The 21,646-nt window shown below is 60.3% G+C and carries 15 protein-coding genes and 1 pseudogene; 11 read left to right on the top strand and 5 right to left on the bottom strand.

Annotated features, from left to right (window positions below; all coding sequences use genetic code 11):
• Positions 1–270: 270 nt before the first annotated feature.
• Positions 271–2,745 carry a UvrD-helicase domain-containing protein gene (locus AC1DWG_RS19845; protein WP_477788240.1) on the top strand — a complete coding sequence of 825 codons (2,475 nt, stop codon included), beginning with the start codon at positions 271–273 and terminating at the stop codon, positions 2,743–2,745.
• Positions 2,746–2,885: 140 nt separating this feature from the next.
• Here AC1DWG_RS19845 and AC1DWG_RS19840 read toward each other — a convergent pair whose 3' ends face one another.
• Positions 2,886–3,158: a DUF1652 domain-containing protein gene (locus AC1DWG_RS19840; protein ID WP_477755487.1), complete on the bottom strand. Its 273-nt coding sequence runs from the start codon at positions 3,156–3,158 to the stop codon at positions 2,886–2,888.
• A gap of 264 nt (positions 3,159–3,422) precedes the next feature.
• Between AC1DWG_RS19840 and AC1DWG_RS19835 the strand changes: the two genes are divergently transcribed.
• From AC1DWG_RS19835 to AC1DWG_RS19825, 3 genes and pseudogenes are all read left to right on the top strand, one after another.
• On the top strand, positions 3,423–4,238 hold the full coding sequence (locus AC1DWG_RS19835) for a helix-turn-helix transcriptional regulator (RefSeq protein WP_477788239.1): 816 nt from the start codon (positions 3,423–3,425) through the stop codon (positions 4,236–4,238).
• Between the two features lie 50 nt (positions 4,239–4,288).
• Positions 4,289–5,695: an NAD(P)/FAD-dependent oxidoreductase gene (locus AC1DWG_RS19830; RefSeq protein ID WP_477788238.1), complete on the top strand. Its 1,407-nt coding sequence runs from the start codon at positions 4,289–4,291 to the stop codon at positions 5,693–5,695.
• A 64-nt stretch (positions 5,696–5,759) separates the two neighbouring features.
• Positions 5,760–5,879: pseudogene (locus tag AC1DWG_RS19825) on the top strand (spermidine/putrescine ABC transporter substrate-binding protein PotF); the annotation flags it as partial.
• Positions 5,880–5,915: 36 nt separating this feature from the next.
• Here the strand turns inward: AC1DWG_RS19825 and AC1DWG_RS19820 are convergent.
• On the bottom strand, positions 5,916–6,593 hold the full coding sequence (locus tag AC1DWG_RS19820; protein WP_477755484.1) for an MliC family protein: 678 nt from the start codon (positions 6,591–6,593) through the stop codon (positions 5,916–5,918).
• Between the two features lie 140 nt (positions 6,594–6,733).
• Positions 6,734–6,958, bottom strand: coding sequence for a YgdI/YgdR family lipoprotein (locus tag AC1DWG_RS19815; RefSeq protein WP_477761905.1), 225 nt, complete (start codon positions 6,956–6,958; stop codon positions 6,734–6,736).
• Between the two features lie 194 nt (positions 6,959–7,152).
• On the opposite strand from AC1DWG_RS19815, the gene AC1DWG_RS19810 reads away from it, so the two are divergent.
• Genes AC1DWG_RS19810 through AC1DWG_RS19800 form a run of 3 tightly spaced genes read left to right on the top strand, consistent with a single transcriptional unit; the run spans position 7,153 to position 13,038 of the window.
• Positions 7,153–8,820: a VRR-NUC domain-containing protein gene (locus AC1DWG_RS19810; protein ID WP_477788237.1), complete on the top strand. Its 1,668-nt coding sequence runs from the start codon at positions 7,153–7,155 to the stop codon at positions 8,818–8,820.
• A complete protein-coding gene (locus tag AC1DWG_RS19805; RefSeq protein WP_477788236.1) occupies positions 8,817–11,105 on the top strand; it encodes an ATP-dependent DNA helicase in 2,289 nt (762 codons plus the stop codon). The genes AC1DWG_RS19810 and AC1DWG_RS19805 overlap by 4 nt, the downstream gene beginning before the upstream one ends.
• Before the next feature lie 13 nt (positions 11,106–11,118).
• Entirely contained in the window at positions 11,119–13,038 is a 1,920-nt protein-coding gene (locus AC1DWG_RS19800) for a hybrid sensor histidine kinase/response regulator (protein ID WP_477761902.1), read from the top strand.
• Here the strand turns inward: AC1DWG_RS19800 and AC1DWG_RS19795 are convergent.
• Positions 13,016–14,377 (bottom strand): cation:proton antiporter, encoded by a 1,362-nt coding sequence (locus tag AC1DWG_RS19795; RefSeq protein ID WP_477788235.1) that lies wholly within the window; start codon positions 14,375–14,377, stop codon positions 13,016–13,018. The genes AC1DWG_RS19800 and AC1DWG_RS19795 overlap by 23 nt on opposite strands.
• 227 nt (positions 14,378–14,604) lie before the next feature.
• Positions 14,605–15,759 carry a MalY/PatB family protein gene (locus AC1DWG_RS19790; RefSeq protein WP_477788234.1) on the bottom strand — a complete coding sequence of 385 codons (1,155 nt, stop codon included), beginning with the start codon at positions 15,757–15,759 and terminating at the stop codon, positions 14,605–14,607.
• 298 nt (positions 15,760–16,057) lie between these two features.
• On the opposite strand from AC1DWG_RS19790, the gene fdnG reads away from it, so the two are divergent.
• Genes fdnG through fdhE form a run of 4 tightly spaced genes read left to right on the top strand, consistent with a single transcriptional unit; the run spans position 16,058 to position 21,639 of the window.
• A complete protein-coding gene (gene fdnG / locus AC1DWG_RS19785; RefSeq protein WP_477761899.1) occupies positions 16,058–19,123 on the top strand; it encodes a formate dehydrogenase-N subunit alpha in 3,066 nt (1,021 codons plus the stop codon).
• On the top strand, positions 19,124–20,059 hold the full coding sequence (fdxH, locus tag AC1DWG_RS19780) for a formate dehydrogenase subunit beta (protein WP_477761898.1): 936 nt from the start codon (positions 19,124–19,126) through the stop codon (positions 20,057–20,059). It begins immediately after the preceding gene.
• Positions 20,056–20,709 (top strand): formate dehydrogenase subunit gamma, encoded by a 654-nt coding sequence (locus tag AC1DWG_RS19775; protein ID WP_477788233.1) that lies wholly within the window; start codon positions 20,056–20,058, stop codon positions 20,707–20,709. The genes fdxH and AC1DWG_RS19775 overlap by 4 nt, the downstream gene beginning before the upstream one ends.
• A gap of 3 nt (positions 20,710–20,712) precedes the next feature.
• On the top strand, positions 20,713–21,639 hold the full coding sequence (gene fdhE, locus AC1DWG_RS19770) for a formate dehydrogenase accessory protein FdhE (RefSeq protein ID WP_477788232.1): 927 nt from the start codon (positions 20,713–20,715) through the stop codon (positions 21,637–21,639).
• Positions 21,640–21,646: the final 7 nt, after the last annotated feature.

Below are 21,646 nucleotides of genomic sequence, written 5' to 3'. Positions count from 1 at the left end.
CAGAAAAGGTTCGTCATGGGGCAAGGCGCCTGAGCCACGAAGCGAGACCGGTGAGTGATGACGGCCATCATCCAACAGGCAACAATCGATAAAAAGCGTAAAAAATGCAGCATTCCCATCGAATACATTGATATAAAACGAACTCGGAAGTTTCTCATCCAGCCTTCACTTCATCGCATAAGCCAATGAGTCATAAGCAATTCACTAGAACTCGAGAGCAAATGCAGACACCATAGCGCTCAACAGCCTCACACCCTGGAGTCAGTCCGCGTGCCGCAACACACCCCCGATCTTCCTCCCGAACTTCGCCCCTTGGCCGAGATGCCGTTGATCAAGCGATTGCTCGCCCGATTCTTCGGTTACAGCCTGACCCGCCTGCACGCACAGCATCGTGCGTCGTGGTTGCATGGCCAGGCCGACGGTTTTCGCAGCGGTCACAGCGCCGGGGTCGATTACGGCTACAAGGAAGGCAAGCTCGAGGGGCTGGAGGAGGGTCGGCAGGTCCTGCTGATCCGCGACTCGYGCGCCACCGAACACCGGCCACCGAATGTCGATGACCTGTTGTTCGACGATTGGCGCCTGCCGTTGAACGCCGAATTGAAGAAGCGCATGAAGGCGGATGTCGCCCGGTTGTTGCCAGCCCATGCCCAACCCAGCGCCGCCCAGTGGAAAATGATCTTCAGCGACACGCCATCCACCTCGGTGATCGCGGGCGCCGGTGCCGGCAAATCGACCACGCTGGTGCTGCGTATCTTGCTGTTGACCCATTACCTGGGCTTCGAGCTGAGTTCGATGACGGTGGTGACCTTCACTCGTGAGTCGCGCAAGGACTTCATCAATAAGCTGATCGAACTGTTTGCGCTCTGGGGGCGCGCGATCAGTTTCAAGGAGGCGCGGGACCTGGTGCGCACCTTTCACTCGCGGATCCTGCCGATGGTCCGCAGTCTTCCGGGTTTCGAGCGTTTGCAGGCATTCGAGAACCTCAGCCTGCGGGCTGCGCAGGGTGACGAGGAGGTCGACAGCAATCCGTTCGATCTGCGGATCAACGACGCTCAACGCCAACAGCTCAACGCCTGCTATCACCGTCTGCACAATGAGGATGAGCGTTTTCGTGAGCTGATCAAGCCATTGTCCCGGCACGCCTTGCAACTCAGGGAGCTGGAGCGGGATCACCCGGATGTGCAGAAACGCATGGGTGTTACCGAACTGGCGGCCAAGCGCGATGAAGAACTGTGCGACGCCATTGAGGACCTGTGGTTTCGCGCCGGTGCCTGGCCCATCAAGGGGATTGAGCCGAATCGCCAGTCGTTCGATATCAACGGTTCGAAATTTCATAGTCACGGCTACATCCCGTCCCTGGATGCCTGGGTGGTGCTGGGGTTCGACCCTCGGGAAAACCCGCAGGTCACGCGACCAAACGCCAAGCTGTCGGTGCGCGCAGAGTGGGCAGTCAAGCGCACCCTGTTTCAAGCTTTTTGTCGTAAGCCATTGATATGGCTGGATAGCTACGAATCATCGAAACGTGTTTTGGCCTCGCTGGCGGGCGATGCCAGCGCCGGGCCGGGCTTCGATTACAAGGTCAAGGGCGAGCTCGCCTCCGCGCCGTTGCTCGATTGCTTTGTCGCCGCCGCCGGGTTCATCGAAAATCTTGGGCTGGACGTGCCGGGTGCCGTGGCTCAGATGAGTTTCGCCAAGGACGATCCCGACCGGTTCTTCTTCGAGGCCTTGAGCCTTTACTGGCGGGCGCTGGAAGATCACTTGCTCGATCAGAAACCGCCGATCATGACTTACAACCGGATGTTTGCCCTGTTCAGCGAGCATTCGCCGGAGAATCTCAAACTGCTCAGCGATGATCTGCTGCGACCGTTGTCACACCTGATGATCGACGAGTTTCAGGATGTCTCGCCGCAAATCGTCTCCTGGATCAGGGCCAGCCTGGCAGAGATCCGCAGTCGCGGGCCGGCCATGCATGTCGGACGCGGCGCCCAGCGTTCCTCGCTGCTCTGTGTGGGCGATGACTGGCAGTCCATCTATGGTTGGCGCGGCAGTTCGCCGACCTACTTCATGGAGTTCAACAAGGAGTTCCCGTCGCCGAGCACCACCAAGGTCATGCTCAGCGACAACTATCGCAGCCACCAGCACATCATCGATGCCGCCGAACACATCGTGCGTGCAGCACCGGCGATTGCCGGGAAGAAAGCCAAGGCTAGCGGTGAACCCAAGGCATTGCTGCCGGTGAACGTCCTTGATCGTGATGACCAGGGCATGGCCCAGCGCCTGATGGAACATTACCGAAAGGGCGATTCAATCTTGATGCTTTATCGAAAAAGTAGCGATAAGTCATTGATAGAAGAACATATTCAGTCTGTAGTTAATGTTGATTCTAGCTTGCCGTATGAGGCTCGCAGGCTCAAGCAACTGACGTATCACAGTGCCAAGGGCCTCCAGGCCGATGCGGTGTTTCTGCTGGGCGACTGCCAGCACCTGACCAGCTCGCCCTACAAGAATCAGGTTTACCGGATGGCGGGCCTGGGCAAGGCCGGTGACAGCGAACCCTACGACAACGCCCAGAAGGACGAGATCCTGCGGCTGGCCTACGTGGGTATTACCCGCGCCGTCAGCCATTGCTACTGGTACGTCGATGCGCAAGACACCCAGGCTGCGAACATGCCCAAGGCCTCCGACCGGGTGGGCAAGGGCAAGGCGTTCTTTGTCGATCATCGGCAGGGCAAAGCGTCGGCCTGAATTACAAAGATCGCAGCCTTCGGCAGCTCCTACAGGGTGTACACCGTCAACTGTAGGAGCTGCCGAAGGCTGCGATCTTTTGATCTTTCCTTACCCACAAAAGCCCACCTGATGTGGGCTTCATTGTGCGCCTTTAGCCTTCAGGCATAACTCTTGAAGGCCTCCGGTGGTACGAAGGCTTGAAGTTCATCCTCCACCGCTTCGATTATCAGTTCTACATCCGCGGCATTCATGACGGTGGCGCAAGGAATACCGGCAATGGCGATCATGGTCTCGCCAGTGGCACGATCAAAAAGACGGGCAATCATGCTGCCCGGGGCGTCCATGCTCGCCTCGAAACCCATGGGATGAAAATGCCAGCGCATCAGCTGGCAGGCGTTTGGAAACGTGACCTTACTGAACCCTCTATTCATGTGTTACCCGCCTTCATTATCGAGCGCTTCCCTTAGCTCATGGTAGGAGGGAAGAACCTTCATTGGTTCAACCAGTGACAGTGTTTAAAAGTAGCATCCGGATGTAAAAAGAATGTGGATTTTTCAGTTCATTTGGCGATTGCCGCCATTTTTTTGATTCAGGTCACACTTCGTTCGCATTTGCGCTCAAAAGCCTTCATCCGTTTAGTCGTTGAAGACAAGGCGCAAGTTGGGCAAGCTCGGTTTTTTCCGTCGAGATTTTCAATGCACGTCGATGATGATGGCCCGTTGCAAACCCAGGCCACGGGCGAGACGGTCATGCGCTATCACTTGCGCTGGAAGCACCGGGATCTGGACGGCGTCATGGCGCTCTATCACCCCGAAGTCCAGTACAACGACTTTTTCCAGAATCGGGTCATGGGCCAGGCCGAATTACGCGAATACGTGCGTAGCAGCATGCCCCGGGATCCGGATGAAGCGCTGGAACATTCCGACCGGATACGACTGGACGGCAACACTGCGTTCATTCAATACCGCATCACCTTGCGCGGCGGTGAAGGGCTGGTGTCGTTGCGCGCCAGTGAAGCGATCACCGTCAAGAACGGGCTGATCTGGCGGGTCAATGAATATGCCTCGTTGGTGCATGAACAACCCGGCAGCAAAACTTCCAGTAACCAGCGCCCGGCGGTCAGCCGGCTCGGCCTGTCGCCTCGCCAATTGAGCTTCATGGCCAATGACCTGCAGCAGTATTTCCAGCGCCAACAGCCGTATCTTGCCCCGGAGCTTGATCTGCAACAGGTGGCGAAGGAGTGCGGGTACAGCCGCAATCAGATTTCCTATCTGTTGAATCAGGTGCTGGGCCAGAGCTTCTACCGCTACGTCAACCAGGCACGCCTGCAACACTTGCTCGCGGCGCTGGATGACGCCACACCGCCAGTGCGTATCGATGAGCTGGCGTTCGCTGCCGGATTCAATTCGCTGTCAGCGTTCTACAGCTGTTTCCGCCAGCACACCGGCCAGTCACCCAAGGCCTACGTCAAACAAATTTCTTTGCGTGCACGCGCGCAAGACAGCGCCTGAGCCCACGCACTAGGATCGACGCCATTGAAGTTTGAGTGGCGGAGTCTTGCATGCCGGCGTGGCGCACTATCAGTTTGTGGATGGACCAGCTCGACGAGCCTTTGTTGGCGCGTCCGGCGCTGGAGCGGGACCTGGATGTCGACGTGGCAATCATCGGCGCGGGCTACACCGGTCTCTGGACCGCGTACTACCTCAAGCAGCACAAACCGGACCTGAGCATTGCGATTGTCGAAGCGCAGACCGCCGGTTTCGGCGCGTCGGGGCGCAATGGCGGCTGGCTGATGGGCAACTTGCTGGGTGAAGATCGCCTGCTGGCAGACCTGCCGGCGCAAGAGCGCCGTGCCTCTTACGATTTGTTGCACAGCATTCCAGACGAAGTGGAGATTGTCCTCGAACGTGAGGGGATCGACTGCGATTACCGTAAAGGCGGAGTGCTGTACTGCGCTGCGCGCTATCCGGAGCAGGAGGCCAGCCTTCGCCACTACCTGGACGATCTCCACCGCCAGGGCCTCAACGACAGCCACTATCGCTGGCTGACCCCGGAACAACTGGCGCAGCAGATCCGCGTCGCCAAACCCTACGGCGCAATCTACGCGCCGCACGTGGCGACCATTCACCCGGCCAGGCTGGTCCGAGGGCTGGCCCGGGCAGTGGAGCGCCTGGGGGTCAAAATCTATGAAAGCAGCCCGGTCACCCATTGGCAGTCCGGCAGCCTGCGCACGGCGAAAGCGTCGGTGCGCAGTTGCTGGGTGGTGCCGGCGGTAGAAGGCTACTCCGTCACCTTGCCGCCGCTGGGGCGTTATCAGATGCCGGTGCAGAGCCTGATCGTCGCGACCGAGCCATTGTCGGCGGCCACCTGGGACGAAATCGGCCTGAGCCGCGGCCAGGCGTTCAGCGAGGCCAGTCGCCAGGTCACCTACGGTCAGCGCACCGCTGACAACCGACTGATCTTTGGCGCCCGTGGCGGGTACCAGTTCGCCGGCAAACTGCGCCACGACTTCGACCTGACCACTGACGAAATACACCTGCGGCGCTACCTGTTCGGCGAGCTGTTCCCGCAGTTGAAGAACGTGCAGATCACCCATTCCTGGGGCGGCAACCTGGGCATGTCCCGGCATTTCCAGCCGCACATGCTTTGCGATCGGGCCAACGGCATTGCCCTGTCGGGCGGCTATGGCGGGGAGGGTATTGGTGCCAGCAACCTGGGAGGCCGCACGCTGGCTGACCTGATCCTGGGCCGCGACACCGATCTGGTGCGCCAGCCGTGGGTCATCCCCCAGCGCGGCCTCGACGCGCTCAGGGCCTGGGAGCCGGAACCCATCCGCTGGCTCGGCTACAACGCAATCATCCGCAGCTTTGTCCATGAGGACCAGACCCTGGCCAACCCCGCGACCGCGCCCTGGCGGCGCAAGCTGGCCAGCGGGGTGGCCGGTTTCATGGAAGGTTTCATGCACTGAACAGCGTCTCTACAGCGACAGGTACTCCCATGAGCATCACGCAATTCAAGAACACCGCAACCCTGAAACCAAGGTTTACCCAAGTCCTGAAATGATGGGCAAGCTGTTTGCGCTGGAGGCCATGCCTCTGAATATCGATCGGGGGCGTACGCGAGTGTGGAACAAGATTCGCACCGGCAGTTGAAGCGGTGAGCGGCCATCCGTCCCGATGCCATCGTCCTCAGCCGACCGGCTCGCCTGCGCAACTCATCTGCCCTGAACCGGGTATCTGGAAAAACACGTCATCGCCGATTTGCCAGAAGCTGTAGTTGCCTTTGTAATCCTTGCCCGTGTACTGGGTTCCGGAATTGCTCGGCACCTGGTTCAGCGTAACCGAGGTGTTGGCCCATTTCAGGAACACCACGCCCGGTTCGACCGTAAAGAAGGTAGCGGCAATCAATGCGTTAAACCCTGCGCAACGATAAGCCAACGGGCCTTCCGAGAGTCTGCTTGGGTCCTTGGTTCTCGCAATGGCCGAACCTTGGCGCAGTTGGAACGCACGCTCGGCATAACTTCGCACGAAGCACGCCTTGGCTTGAGTCCCGCCACCACACTGGTTACGGGACTCAATCCAGAACCGCTGATCAATCTCGACTTTATCCGGGCGCGGCACGGAATGTTCATCCGTGAGCGCCAGGAGATAAAGACGATTGAGTTCCAGGTCCATGCGCGCCAGTTGGGCGTCATGACAGATGAGCTTTTCGGCGGAGGCCTGGGGCGAGGCGCAATCGAAACTGGTTTTGTAAGTTGGCAAGGGCTTCGGTTTTGCCTTTGCCTTTGTGGCAGCGTCACACACGCTCGCAGTCACGCACGCGCTGACGGCGAGCAGAGAGGCCAGAAGTGGCGTGACCATTTTCATTTCGACGTCACCTGAGAATCTTTACGTGATGCCCGTATTGCAACGCATCGTGTCGAAGCGTTGCACAGTCATTCGGTCGCACGGGGTCTGTCGAGTGTAAAGCAGTGCTCGAAACCTGCCACATCGTGCCAGGAGAAACGTTAGTCTTCCTGGCGAATCGTCGCCACGTCATTGGCCCTGACTTTGACCTTTGCACCCGAAATGTCCTCAAACTCGAAGAACCCGTCGCTGGTTTTGGTTTTCGGCATATCTTTGGTCAGGTACTGAGTGCCGTTCTGCAGCGTCACCACCGTTGGCGTCGAGCAACCGGCCAGCGTCAGCAGGGCCGCTACCGCCAGGGGCAAGCCCAAAGTCTTGATATCCATAATCACCTCCATAGGTTCTGAAGCAGCGCCATCAATTCGATGGCTGTCACTGCACCTCTATGGCGGTTGGTGCCGCCGGGGGGCAGAAAGTTCTACTGCCCGGGAAATTTTCCGTACAGCGCCATTTATCCTTTTCCGATTGCACCGGGCAGGGCGGAACTGGTATCTGTACGCATAACCAGTACCCGCTCGCCATGGCCCATTTCCCTGTGACTGCAAATCCCCTCGACGATCCGTTCTATTACCTGAACAACTTCATGCAAGTGCTTGATTGGCTTGAGCGGCGCTCTGGCGATGTGTTGAGCGTCGAAGAGCAGCATTTCATTCAGGCGTTCAAGGGATTACCCCGTGAATCGCAGGCACTGCTGGTCAGAATGGTCATGCGCAAGGGCGTTCATTTCAGGGCGAACAAGCTGCATTACGACGAAATCGGCGATATCGGCACAGCCGTCGGCCCGTTGCTTGAACAGCGTTGGGTCGACGGGCAAATGCCCATCGCCATCGACGAACTGTTCGAGGTGCTGCTCAAGGCAGAGATCCTCCAGACCTTTGCCGCTGCCATCGATCAACCCAAAGGCAAGAAAACCGACTGGTTGCCGAGGCTGAGCGCGCAATTTCCCCAGACGCAGAGCTTCAATGACTGGTGCCCGTGGCTGGATGAGCGCCTGTTCAGCCTGACCATCATGGCGTTGTGCGATCGCCTGCGCCTGATGTTCTTCGGCAACCTGTACCAGGACTGGTCGGAGTTTGTGTTGGCTGACCTGGGCATTTATACCTACGAAAAAGTCGAATTCTGTGCCGAGTCCCGTGGCTTGCGCAGCCGCGAAGACGTGGATGCCTGTGTCCTCCTGCACGCGTACCAGCAACAATTCGAGGCCGGTGAAGCGCTGGAAGAGGTGGTCGAGCGCATCAAGGGGCTGGTGCTGGACAACCCATGGTTGCAACGGCGGCGCGGCAAGCTGCTGTTCCAGATGGGCCAGTATTGCGAACGCATCGCGGATTTCGCCATGGCCCTGCACCTCTACCGCGAATGTGCCTATCCGGGCGCGCGTTCGCGGCTGATTCGCGTGCTGGAACGCAGTGGCGAGTTTGAGTTGGCGCTGGAGCTGGCCGCAGAGGCCGAACAGGCGCCGGAGAGCGCCGCCGAACAACAACAGCTGCTCCGTGTGCTGCCGCGCCTGCGGCGCAAGCTCGGCGGGCCGCCCATCAAGCGGGCAGCGCCTCGGGAAATGCAGCGTCTGGACCTGCAACTACCAAGAGTCGATCCCGCAGTGTCGGTCGAGTTTTATGTTCAGGCGCATCTGGCTGAGGATTCGGCGCCGGTGCACTACGTCGAAAACAGCCTGGTCAACTCGTTGTTCGGCTTGTTGTGCTGGCCGGCGATTTTTGCGCCCTTGCCGGGCGCGTTTTTTCACCCGTTCCAGCGCGGGCCGGTGGATTTGCTCAGCGAAGACTTCCATGGCCGTCGGGCCGAACTGTTTCAGGCGTGCCTGGCCGAACTCGACGACGGGCGCTACCGGCAGACCATCCGCGAACGTTATGTCGCCAAGTGGGGCGTGCAGTCGCCTTTCGTGTTCTGGAGCGTGCTCAGCGAAGAACTGCTGGAGCAAGCCCTGGATTGCCTCCCGGCCGAGCACCTCAAGCACTGGTTCAACCGTTTGTTGCTGGACATCAAGGCCAATCGCGCCGGCATGCCGGACCTGATCCAGTTCTGGCCGCAGCAAAAGACCTACCGCATGATCGAAGTCAAAGGCCCGGGCGATCGCCTGCAGGACAACCAGTTGCGTTGGCTGGAGTTCTGCCACGAACACCAGATGCCGATTGCCGTGTGCTACGTGCAATGGGCGGAGCCGGGCGCTTGAGCTACAGCATTGCGGTGCGGGCGCTGTGTGAGTTCACCGCCAAGGCCGGCGACCTCGATCTGCGCTTCACACCGTCACCGACCGCGCTGGAAGGCATTGTCGGGCACCGTACGGTGGCATCGCGACGCAGCGAGGGTTACCAAAGCGAAGTCGCCCTGGAGGGCCAGTATCGAACCTTGACGGTCAAGGGCAGGGCGGACGGCTATGCCCCCGGGCAAAACTGCCTGGAAGAGGTCAAGACCTACCGCGGTGATTTGAGCAAGCAACCGTCCAACCACCGCCAGTTGCATTGGGCCCAGGCGAAAATCTACGGCTGGTTGATGTGCCGGAAACTGGATCTGCCTCAAATCAACCTGGCGCTGGTGTATTTCGACATCGTCAGCGAAAAGGAAACCTGCCTGGTCGAGCCTTTCGACGCCATGGAGTTGCAACAATTCTTCGAATGGCATTGCGCGCGGTTCCTGCAATGGGCCGAACAGGAAGTCGCCCATCGCGAAGGGCGCAATCGGGCGGCGCAGCGTCTGGCGTTTCCCCACGCCGACTTTCGACCGGGGCAGCGCCACCTGGCCGAGTCGGTGTTCAAGGCGGTCAGCACGGGGCGCTGCCTGATGGCCCAGGCACCCACGGGAATCGGCAAAACCCTGGGCACCTTGTTCCCCGTGCTCAAGGCGCTGGCGCCGCAGCAACTGGACAAAGTGTTCTTCCTCACGGCGAAAACCCCGGGACGCAAACTGGCCCTGGACGCCGCGCAAGTGATTGTTGCCAGCGCCGGTGCGCCGCCGTTGCGGGTGCTGGAGATGATCGCCCGGGACAAGGCCTGCGAACACCCGGACAAAGCCTGCCACGGTGAGTCGTGCCCATTGGCCCGGGGTTTCTACGATCGCCTGCCCGCCGCACGGCAGGCGGCCAGTCAATTGAGCCTGCTGGACCAGAGCGCCTTGCGCGAGGTCGCCCTGGCGCACGATGTCTGTCCGTATTACCTGAGCCAGGAAATGGCGCGCTGGGCCGACGTGGTGGTTGCCGACTACAACTATTACTTCGACTTCAGCGCCTTGTTGTTCGGTCTGGCCCAGGCCAACAACTGGAAAGTCGCGGTGCTGGTCGACGAAGCCCATAACCTGGTGGAACGCGGCCGGCAGATGTACAGCGCCAGCCTCGATCAAGGGACCCTCAACAGCGTGCGCAAATCCGCACCCGAAGCGCTGAAAAAGCCGATGCAGCGGGTCAACCGCGAGTGGAATGCCCTGCATGGCGCGCAAACCGGTGCTTATCAGGCCTATGACAAGGCGCCGGAAAAGCTCCTTCAGGCACTGTCGTCTTGCAGCGCCAGCATCGGTGATTACCTGAACGATCACCCTCAAGGGCTGGACAGTGCACTGCAGGGTTTTTACTTCGACATGCTGCATTTTTGCCGGGTGGCCGAATTGTTCGATGAACAGTTCCTGTTCGACATCAGCAAGCGTGACCTCGAGCGCAAGCGCAACCTCTCGCAGTTGTGCCTGCGCAATGTGGTCCCCGCCGGGTTCATCCGCCCGCGCCTGACCGCCGCGCGCAGCACGGTGCTGTTTTCCGCGACCCTCAGCCCCCGGCACTATTACGCCGATTTACTGGGGACACCGGCGGACACGGTGTGCATTGACGTCGAGTCGCCGTTTCATGCCGATCAACTGCAAGTGCACATCGTCGATCAGATTTCCACCCGGTTCGTGCATCGCCAGTCCTCCCTTGAACCGATCGTGGAGTTGATCGCCAGACAGTTCAGCAAACGTCCCGGCAATTACCTGGCGTTTTTCAGCAGCTTCGATTATTTGCAGCAGGTGGCGCAGTTACTCGCCGAGAAGCATCCGCACATCAGTCTGTGGTCGCAGTCCCGAGGCATGGGCGAAGCGCAACGTCAGCAGTTTCTCGATCAATTCCACGCCGATGGCCAAGGTGTCGGCTTTGCTGTGTTGGGCGGGGCCTTTGGTGAAGGCATCGATTTGCCCGGTGCCCGGTTGATCGGCGCATTTATCGCCACCTTGGGGCTGGCGCAGCTCAATCCGGTGAACGAGCAACTGAAGCGACGCATGGCCGCCATTTTTGGCGCCGGATACGACTACACCTATCTGTTTCCCGGCGTACAGAAAGTGGTGCAGGCCGCTGGGCGGGTCATCCGTACGCAACAGGATCAAGGGGTGGTGATGTTGATCGATGACCGTTTTGGCGAGAGCAAGGTCAAGCAATTGCTGCCGCGTTGGTGGGCTTTCCAAAATCCCGGTATGACCCATACTCCAGTGAAACTATGAGGCGGTGGGATCAATGAGCGAAGATCGAACCAAGGCCAGTGCCATCGAAGACGGTCGTTTTCGGCTATTGATCGATGCGGTGATCGACTACGCGATCTACATGATTGATACCGATGGCATCATTACCAGCTGGAATGCCGGCGCCAGGCGTTTCAAGGGGTATGAGGAGGCCGAGATCCTCGGCGAGCATTTCTCGCGCTTCTACACCGATGACGATCGCCATGCCGGCTTGCCCCTGCGGGCACTGGACACGGCGATCCGTGAAGGGCGTTTCGAGGGAGAAGGGTGGCAGGTGCGCAAGGACGGCACACACTTCTGGTCCCATGTGGTCATCGACCCGATCCTCGACCCGTCGGGCACATTGCTGGGGTTTGCCAAGATCACCCGGGACCTGACCGATCGCAAAATGGCCGAGGAAATCCTCAAGCAAAGCGAACAGCAGTTCCGTCTGCTGGTGCAGAGCGTTACTGACTATGCGATCTATATGCTCTCGCCGGACGGACACGTGAGCAACTGGAACCTGGGCGCCCAGCGCATCACGGGTTACTTGCCGGAAGAAGTCATTGGCCAGCATTTTTCGATGTTCTATACCCCGGAGGATCGCGATGCCCGCGAACCACAAAGGACGCTGGACATCGCCATTCGTGAAGGGCGCTTTGAAAACCAGGGCTGGAGGGTGCGCAAGGATGGTACACGGTTCCTTGCCCATGTCATTGTCGATCCGATCCGGGGCGACACCGGCACCTTGCTCGGTTTTGCCAAGATTACCCGGGACATCACTGAAGTCACCCAGGCGCAGCAGGCGCTGGAGCAAACCCGGGAGGCCTTGTTCCAGGCGCAGAAAATGCAGGCCATCGGCCAACTCAGCGGCGGCATCGCCCACGACTTCAACAACCTGCTGACGGTGATCCTCGGCAATCTGGAAATCGTGCGTAAACGGGTGACGGACGATCCAAAAATAACCCGCCTGATCGACAACGCCACCCAAGGCGCCTTGCGCGGGGTTTCCCTGACCCAGCGCATGCTGGCGTTTGCCCGACGCCAGGAACTCAAATCGGAACCGGTGCGGATACCGGCATTGGTGGAAGGCATTTCCGGGTTATTGCGCAGCTCCCTCGGGCCTTCGGTGAACATCGAAGTACGCTTTCCCGAGGATCTTGAACCGGTGATGGCGGACGTCAATCAACTGGAACTGGCCGTACTGAACCTGGCAACCAATGCCCGTGACGCCATGCCCCATGGCGGGACCATCATCTTCAGCGCCAGAACCGATGAAGTGACCGACAACGCCACTTCATCCCTTGCGCCGGGGCGTTACGTTTGCCTGAGTGTGACTGATACCGGCGAGGGCATGGATGAAACCACGCTGGCCTCGGCGATGGACCCGTTCTTTACCACCAAGGGCGTCGGTAAAGGTACGGGCCTGGGGTTGTCGATGGTCCACGGTTTTATCGAACAATTGGGTGGGCGCTTCATCCTCAAAAGCAACAAGGATCAGGGGACGACGGCCGAGTTGTGGTTGCCGGTTGCCACCCAGGGTTCGGTCGTTGTGCCTGTAGCGCAAACTCAGGCCATGGAAGTGCCCCGCCTGTGTGTACTGGTGGTGGACGATGACAGTCTGGTGTTGACCAGCACCAGCCTGCTGCTCGAGGACCTCGGACACCGGGTCATCAGTGCGGCTTGCGGTGCCAGGGCGCTGGAGCTGTTCAACAGTGAACCGAATATCGATCTGGTCATCACCGACATGGCCATGCCACAGATGAGTGGCGCGCAACTGGCCAATGCCATCAGGAACATGCGACCGAGTGTGCCGATCATCCTCGCCACCGGTTATGCCGAGCGGCTGGAAGGCTTTGCCGCCCATCTGCCGCGTTTGTCGAAACCTTTTACCCAGCTCAACCTGGTGGAAATCATTGCTTTGGCGATGAAGTGACGCGGCGGTTGCGCTGTTCATAGCGGGCAAGCAGCGGCTGGGTGCTGATGCCGTGGACCAGAATGCTCAGGGCGACCACCGAGAGCGTCAGGTCGGCACACACGGTTGCCACTGAAGGCACCAGATCGTGGTTCAAGGCATAGAAAAGGTAGTAAAAACTCCCGATGCCGCGAATGCCGAACCAGCCGATCAACCAGCGTTGCGGGCCATTGAGCAGCGAACCCCACGGCATCAGCCAGACCGTCAGCGGGCGAATCATCCCGAACAGCACCAACGCGACCAGCAGCGCCCGCCAGTCCCAGTGCGCGATCAGCACAACCCCGAGCAAGGTGACCAGAAACACTTCCATGGCCCGTTCCACCAGGCTGCCGAACGACAACATGTCGCCCATCATGATCCCGGCCGCGACTTGCGTGTCTTCCAGGTGGTCCACATTGCCGAGCACGGCCGCTTGGGGTTCGGCATTCTGATGACCGACCACCGTTTGAACCAGGTGCTCGGCCGGCGTGTGGGCGTCACTGCTGGTCTTGACCTCGGCCTGGCGCAAGCCCAGGCCAGCGGCAAACACCGAGAGAAACCCATAGCCGCCAATGGTTTCGGCCACGACATAAGCCAGTGCGATCAGCGCCAGCGCCAGGTAATCGTTGGGGGAAAACGTGCTGTCGGCATTCTTGATGCGCATGAACAAGGTCAGGCGGCCAATGCCGCGGCCCATCCAGTAACCGGTCAGCAGTCCGGCGGGCACGGCCCACAGCAGGCGCTCGAGGATCCAGTCATCCAGACCGCTGGCAAAACTGCCGTTTTGCTGCAACAACAGCAGTCCCAGAATCACAAACGGGAACGCGATGCCGTCGTTCAGTCCGGCCTCGCCCGAGAGTCCGAACCGCACCGGATCGTCATCCTTGGCGTCATTGACCTGAACCAGCGAGGCCAGGACCGGATCGGTCGGCGCCAGTATCGCCCCGATCAGCAGCGAGGGCCCCCATGCCAGTCCGAAAGCGAAATGCAGCAGCAGGCAGACTCCGACAATCGTCAGCACCATCACCGGTCCCGCCAGAACGAACGCCACTCGCCATTGGCGATCACGAAGAGCTGGTCGCAGCTTTAGACCGCAGACAAACAATGAAAACAGCACCGCGACTTCCGTCAGGTGCTCGATCCAGAATGCCGACTCTTTGATATCCAGCCTGAGCAAACCCAGGCCCGCCGGACCGATGGCGACGCCCAGTACCAGACACACCGCCGAAGTGGTGACCGGCATCCAGCGCAGGTACGACGAGGTCAGTGCCAGCGTCAGCAACACAGCCCCCAACACCGCCACCCAGGTAATGAAGCTCATGGCTCAGATCTCGAAACAACCGCCAGTGCAGGGCTATAGGTTGTTGAGCATCGCAGGCTTGGGTCGGTTCAATAATTACCTGTAGGAGCGGCGGTGCGGCGATCCGACTTGCCCGCGATGGCGTCGGCACAGTCGATATTGATGCTGGCTGACACGACGCCATCGTCGGATCGCCGCCCGGAGCAAGCTCGCTCCTACAGGGATCTTCGATGTTGCTGAGGGGCGGATCAGGCCTTGAGATGGCGCAAGCTGCGCTCCATCCGCGCAATGCCTTCTTCCAGCAGCGACCGTGGGCAACCGAAGTTCAGGCGCACGAATTGCTTGCAGTCATCGCCAAAGTCCAGGCCCGCGCTCAAACCAACTTTGGCCTGTTCAAGGAAGAACTGCTGTGGGTCGTCCAGCCCCAGTGCCGAGCAGTCGAGCCACGCCAGATAGGTGCTTTGCGGCAGGTTCATGCTGATGCCCGGCAGGCGGGTGTGCACGGCCTCAGCGAGGAAGTCGCGGTTGCCCTGCAGATAGACCTTCAGCTCGGCCAGCCATGGCGCGGCTTCGCTGTAGGCGACGCGGGTGGCCTCCATGCCCAGCGGATTGACGCTGTCGACCATGCCGCAACGGGCGTGGTTGACCTTCTCGCGCAGGTGACGGTCCTGGATGATCATGAATGAGGTCTTGAGACCTGCGATGTTGTAGGCCTTGCTCGCCGACATCAGCGTGATGGTGCGCTGGGCCACTTGCGGGCTCAGGGTCGCCAGCGGCATGTGCGCGCGGCCGTCGAAGCACAAATCGGCGTGGATCTCGTCGGAAATAATCCAGGCGTCATGCTCAAGGCAAATGTCGGCAATGGCTTGCAGCTCTGCGCGGGGGAAGGCCTTGCCCAGCGGGTTATGCGGGTTGCTCAGCAGCAGTGCGCCGCCACCTTGCAGCGACTGGCTCAGGGTATCCAGCGGCGTGGTGTAGGTGCCATCGGCTTGCGCATCGAAATTCAGCTCGACCTTGTTCAGGCCCCAGTGCCCGGGGGCGTGACGCAGCGGCGGGTAGTTCGGCACCTGCACAACGACGTTCTGTGGCGCCTGCACCAGGGCCTTCAATGCCATGTTGAAGCCCGACTCGACGCCCGGCAGGAAGATCAGCTCCTGGGGTTCGACGCGCCAGGCGTATTTGCTCCAGAGGTCGGCAACGATCGCCTCGCGCAGGTCGTCCTGGGCCACGCTGTAACCGACCATCGGGTGTTCCAGTCGTTTTTGCAGGGCCTGGATGATCACCGGCGGCGCGGCGAAATCCATGTCGGCAACCCACATCGGCAACACATCGGCCGGGTAGCGGCTCCATTTGGTACTGCCGGTGTTGTGACGGTCGAACACCTGATCAAAATCGAAAGTCATGCGGGATCTCGTGAAGGCGGGGTTGAACATGCACCTATGATAAGCGCCAACTTACTGTAGGAGCGAGCTTGCTCGCGAAGGTGTGTCAGATACGGTGATGTCAACTGACACACCATCGCGAGCAAGCTCGCTCCTACAAGGATCTTCACGGCCCGCTGGATTTACCCGACGGTCGGTTTTTACACAGAACGCCAACCGGTTGACTACAGTTTGTAGTGTCGGCAGCCAGACTGCCGCGACCGTGGTTGTTCAAAAAGGCCCGGCCATGTACCGGGTTCCACCTGATCAGGAGTGCACGATGGATCTCAGCCGTCGTCAGTTCTTCAAGGTCGCCGGTATCGGCCTTGCAGGCTCTAGCCTGGGCGCGTTGGGCATGGCCCCGACAATTGCCTTTGCCGAACAGGTGCGTCACTTCAAGCTCGCCCACACCCATGAAACCCGCAACACCTGCCCGTATTGCTCGGTCGGTTGCGGCTTGATCATGTACAGCCAGGGTGATACGGCGAAGAATGTCACGCAAAACATCATCCACATCGAAGGTGACGCCGACCACCCGGTCAACCGCGGCACCCTTTGCCCCAAAGGCGCGGGCCTGCTGGACTTCATTCACAGCCCCGGACGCCTGCAATACCCGCAGGTGCGCAAACCCGGCAGCACCGAATGGACCCGCATCTCCTGGGATGAAGCACTGGATAGAGTCGCCGACCTGCTGAAGGCCGACCGCGACGCCAACTTCATCGAGAAGAACGCCCAGGGCCAAACGGTGAACCGCTGGCTGACCACCGGTTTCCTCGCAGCATCGGCGGCGTCCAACGAAGCCGGCTACATCACCCACAAGGTGGTTCGCAGTCTCGGCATGCTGGGGTTTGATAACCAGGCGCGTGTCTGACACGGTCCGACGGTGGCAAGTCTTGCCCCGACGTACGGCCGTGGTGCCATGACCAACCACTGGACCGATATCGCCAACGCGAATCTGGTTCTGGTGATGGGCGGCAACGCAGCAGAAGCGCACCCGTGCGGCTTCAAATGGGTGACCGAAGCCAAGGCGCACAACAAGGCGCGGCTGATCGTGGTCGACCCGCGTTTTACCCGGACCGCCTCGGTGGCCGACTATTACGCGCCGATCCGTACCGGCACCGACATCGCCTTCATGGGCGGGCTGATCAATTACCTGCTGACCGAGGACAAGATCCAGCACGAATACGTGCGCAACTACACCGACGTGTCGTTCATCGTCAAAGCCGGTTATGGCTTCGAGGACGGTATTTTCAGCGGATACGATGCGGCCAAGCGCCTCTACACCGATAAATCCGGCTGGGGCTATGAGCTCGGTGAAGACGGCTTTGCCAAGGTCGACCCGACCCTGCAGGACCCGCGCTGCGTCTATCAACTGATGAAGCAGCATTACAGCCGTTACACCAGGGAGCTGTCGAGCCAGATCTGCGGCATGCCGGTCGATGCCATGCAGAAAATCTGGGAGGAAATCGCCACTTGCTCGACGCCGGGCAAGACCATGACCATTCTCTATGCGCTGGGCTGGACCCAGCACTCGATTGGCGCGCAGATGATTCGCAGCGCGGCGATGGTGCAACTGTTGCTGGGTAACGTCGGCATGCCGGGCGGGGGCGTGAACGCCTTGCGCGGGCACTCCAACATCCAGGGGCTGACCGATCTGGGCTTGTTGTCCAACTCACTGCCGGGCTACCTCTCGCTACCCGGCGATGCCGAACAGGACTACAACGCCTACATCGTCAAGCGCACGCAAAAACCGTTGCGCCCGGGGCAACTGTCCTACTGGCAGAACTACGGCAAGTTCCACGTCAGCCTGATGAAAGCCTGGTACGGCGCCAATGCCACGGTCGAGAACAACTGGGCTTACGACTACTTGCCGAAACTGGACATTCCCCAATACGACATCCTCAAGGTGTTTGATCTGATGGGCCAGGGCAAGGTCAACGGCTACCTGTGCCAGGGCTTCAACCCGATTGCCGCGCTGCCGGACAAACACAGGGTGACCGCGGCACTGGCCAAACTGAAGTGGCTGGTGGTGATGGACCCGTTGGCCACCGAAACCTCGGAATTCTGGCGCAACGTCGGGGTGTACAACGATGTGAAGAGCGCCGACATCCAGACCGAAGTGATTCGCCTGCCCACCACCTGTTTTGCCGAGGAGGACGGCTCGCTGGTCAACAGCAGTCGCTGGCTGCAATGGCACTGGAAGGGCGCCGATGGGCCGGGCGAAGCGCAGACCGACATCCGGATCATGAGCGAACTGTTCGTGCGTCTGCGTCAGCGTTATCAGGCCAATGGCGGCAAATTTCCCGACCCGCTGCTCAAATTGTCGTGGCCGTACAAGATCCCCGACGAACCTTCGCCGGAAGAGCTGGCCAAGGAAATCAACGGCTCCGCCACCACCGACTTCACCGACGCCACGGGGGCGGCGATCAAGGCCAATGCGCAACTGGCCGGGTTCGGCCAGCTCAAGGACGACGGCAGCACGGCGTCCGGCTGCTGGATTTTCTGCGGCAGTTGGACCGAGCTCGGCAACCAGATGGCCCGCCGCGACAATGCCGACCCTTACGGCATGCATCAACACCAAGGCTGGGCATGGGCCTGGCCGGCCAACCGGCGGATTCTCTACAACCGCGCTTCGGCAGACCTGCAAGGCAAACCGTGGGATCCGAAAAAACGCCTGGTGTGGTGGAATGGCAAAGCCTGGGCCGGCACCGATGTGCCGGACTACAAGGCCGACGTGCCGCCGGAAGCCGGGATGAACCCGTTCATCATGAACCCCGAAGGGGTGGCGCGATTCTTCGCCGTCGACAAGATGAACGAAGGCCCGTTCCCCGAGCACTATGAGCCGTTCGAGACACCGATCGGCATCAACCCGCTGCACCCGCAAAACAAGAAAGCCACCAGCAACCCGGCGGCGCGGATCTTTGATTCGGTGTGGGATTCCCTCGGCGTGGCCAAGGATTACCCGTACGCCGCCACCAGTTACCGGCTGACCGAGCATTTCCACTTCTGGAGCAAGCATTGCAAGCTCAACGCGATTGCCCAGCCGGAGCAATTCGTCGAGATCGGTGAAGTGCTGGCCAAGGAAAAAGGCATCGTCGCCGGCGATCGGGTACGGGTCAGCAGCAAGCGTGGCTTCATCGAAGCGGTGGCGGTGGTGACCAAGCGGATTCGTCCGTTGCAGGTCAACAATCAGGTGGTGCACCAGATCGGTATTCCGTTGCACTGGGGGTTCACCGGGCTCACGCGGCACGGTTACCTGACCAACACCCTGGTGCCGTTCCTCGGCGATGGCAACACCCAGACCCCGGAATCCAAGTCATTCCTGGTCAACGTGGAGAAAGTCTAAATGGCCAGCCAAGACATCATCGCCCGTTCGGCCACCACCACACCTGCGCCCTCGGTGCGCGGCATGGAGGAAGTCGCCAAGCTGATCGACACCACCAAATGCATCGGCTGCAAGGCCTGCCAGGTTGCCTGCTCGGAATGGAACGAGCTGCGTGACGAGGTCGGTCACAACCATGGCACCTACGACAACCCGCAGGACCTCACCGCAGAAACCTGGACCTTGATGCGCTTCACCGAGCACGAGACCGACGCCGGCAACCTGGAATGGCTGATCCGCAAGGACGGCTGCATGCACTGCGCCGAGCCCGGTTGCCTGGCGGCATGCCCCAGCCCGGGGGCGATCATCAAGCACGCCAACGGCATCGTCGATTTCGATCAGGACCACTGCATTGGCTGCGGCTACTGCATTACCGGGTGTCCGTTCAACATTCCACGGATCTCGCAAAAGGATCACAAGGCCTACAAATGCACCTTGTGCTCGGACCGGGTGGCGGTAGGGCTGGAACCGGCCTGCGTGAAAACCTGCCCGACCGGTGCCATCGTGTTCGGCTCCAAGGACGACATGAAGGAACATGCCGCCGAGCGTATCGTTGATCTCAAAAGCCGTGGCTTTGAAAACGCCGGTCTGTATGACCCTGAAGGCGTCGGCGGCACCCACGTGATGTACGTGCTGCACCACGCCGATACGCCAAGACTGTACGCCGGTTTGCCCGATCACCCGGCGATCAGTCCGTTGATAGGGCTGTGGAAAGGCGTGAGCAAACCGTTGGCGCTGCTGGCCATGGGCGTAGCGGTGCTGGCCGGGTTCTTCCACTACGTACGTGTCGGCCCGCAAATCGTCGAAGAGGATGAGCATCCGGAACCGCCGGACAACACCGTGCACGAAGTCGATCCGTCGGTGCATACGTTCGATCCCCGTGGGGAGGGCAGGCCATGAGCAACAAGACGATCCTGCGCTACACCAGCAACCAGCGCACCAATCACTGGCTGGTGGCGATTCTGTTCCTGATGGCCGGGCTGTCCGGGCTGGCGCTGTTCCACCCGGCGCTGTTCTGGCTGAGCAACCTGTTCGGCGGCGGGCCATGGACGCGCATTCTGCATCCGTTCATGGGCGTGCTGATGTTCCTGCTGTTCCTCGGCCTGGTGATTCGCTTCTGGCGCGCCAACTACTTCATCGCCAATGATCGCCTGTGGCTCAAGCGCATCGACCGAGTGATGAAAAATGAAGAGGAGGGCGTCCCGCCCATCGGCAAATACAACCCCGGGCAGAAGCTGCTGTTCTGGACTTTACTGCTGTGCATGCTGGTGCTGTTGTTCAGCGGGCTGGTGATCTGGCGTGCGTACTTCAGCGAGTATTTCGGCATCACCGCGATACGCTGGGCGATGTTGCTGCATGCGTTGGCCGCTTTCGTGCTGATCCTGAGCATCATCGTGCACATCTATGCCGGCATCTGGATCAAGGGCTCGGTCAGCGCCATGGTGCACGGCTGGGTCAGCCGCGGCTGGGCCAGGAAACACCACGAACTCTGGTACCGCGAAGTGACCCGCGACGAAGCACCCAAGCGACCGATCACCAAAAAGGGCTGACATTTGCCAACCATCCTCGAACCTGGAGAAATCGAAGCGGCGGCCAGTTCGCCGCCGTTTCTGTATATGCCACCGCATAACCTGTTCAGCCTGCGCGCCCAGCGCCTGGAAACGCTGGCCGACGGGCACCCGCTGGCCGATTACCTGCGCCTGATTGCCGGGTTGTGCCAGGTGCAGCAACAGGTGCTGGACGACCCGCCGCTGAGCGAACCCCTCGACCGGCAGCGCATCGAATTGTGCCAGCAACACGGCTTGCCGCCGTTCGCGGCCGACAGCCTGGCGCGCGAAGACGATTGGCAGCTTTACCTCGATGCTTTGCTGCAGCGCTACAGCGCACCGTCACAATCCGCCGTGGCCGATGCCGTGGACACCTTGCGCCTGGCCGGTGCCGGGCAACGCCGCGCCTGGGCGGTGGCATTGATCAGCGGCCAGTATTCGCTGGTGCCGGCAGCGTTGGTGCCGTTTCTCGGTGCGGCGCTGCAAACGGCCTGGAGTCATTGGCTGTTGAGTACACCGAACTTGGCACTGACCGCCGGCGACAGCCTCAGCCAGTGTCCGGCCTGTGGCTCGCCGGCCATGGCCGGGGTCATCCGCCATCGCGGCAAGCACAACGGTTTGCGTTATCTGGTCTGTTCGCTGTGCGCTTGCGAGTGGCATGTGGTGCGGGTCAAGTGCGTGTATTGCGAGCAGAGCAAGGGCCTGGAATACCTCAGCCTTGAAGATGATCGCCATGCCGCCAACCAGGCGCCGTTGCGCGCCGAAATCTGCCCCGGTTGTAACTGTTATCTGAAGTTGCTCTATCTGGAGAACGATGCGGACGCCGAAGCGCTGTCGGCGGACCTGTCCAGCCTGATGCTCGACATGCGCCTGGCCCAGGACGGTTATCAGCGTTTGGCACCGAATCTGCTGCTGGCTCCGGGAGACGAATAAGCGCAGC

It is taken from the genome of Pseudomonas sp. P4_B3 (genome assembly GCF_056402295.1).
The sequence above is the reverse complement of the archived record's forward strand: the minus strand, read 5'-3'. Positions and strand labels throughout refer to the sequence as shown.

Excerpts from the sequence above, each read along its gene's own strand:
- AC1DWG_RS19840 (WP_477755487.1), bottom strand. The coding sequence starts at position 3,158 with ATGAATAGAGGGTTCAGTAAGGTCACGTTTCCAAACGCCTGCCAGCTG.
- AC1DWG_RS19795 (WP_477788235.1), bottom strand. The coding sequence starts at position 14,377 with ATGAGCTTCATTACCTGGGTGGCGGTGTTGGGGGCTGTGTTGCTGACG.
- AC1DWG_RS19830 (WP_477788238.1), top strand. The coding sequence starts at position 4,289 with ATGCCGGCGTGGCGCACTATCAGTTTGTGGATGGACCAGCTCGACGAG.
- fdxH (WP_477761898.1), top strand. The coding sequence starts at position 19,124 with ATGGCCAGCCAAGACATCATCGCCCGTTCGGCCACCACCACACCTGCG.
- AC1DWG_RS19820 (WP_477755484.1), bottom strand. The coding sequence starts at position 6,593 with ATGAAAATGGTCACGCCACTTCTGGCCTCTCTGCTCGCCGTCAGCGCG.
- AC1DWG_RS19815 (WP_477761905.1), bottom strand. The coding sequence starts at position 6,958 with ATGGATATCAAGACTTTGGGCTTGCCCCTGGCGGTAGCGGCCCTGCTG.
- AC1DWG_RS19810 (WP_477788237.1), top strand. The coding sequence starts at position 7,153 with ATGGCCCATTTCCCTGTGACTGCAAATCCCCTCGACGATCCGTTCTAT.
- AC1DWG_RS19835 (WP_477788239.1), top strand. The coding sequence starts at position 3,423 with ATGCACGTCGATGATGATGGCCCGTTGCAAACCCAGGCCACGGGCGAG.
- AC1DWG_RS19790 (WP_477788234.1), bottom strand. The coding sequence starts at position 15,759 with ATGACTTTCGATTTTGATCAGGTGTTCGACCGTCACAACACCGGCAGT.
- AC1DWG_RS19800 (WP_477761902.1), top strand. The coding sequence starts at position 11,119 with ATGAGCGAAGATCGAACCAAGGCCAGTGCCATCGAAGACGGTCGTTTT.
- AC1DWG_RS19775 (WP_477788233.1), top strand. The coding sequence starts at position 20,056 with ATGAGCAACAAGACGATCCTGCGCTACACCAGCAACCAGCGCACCAAT.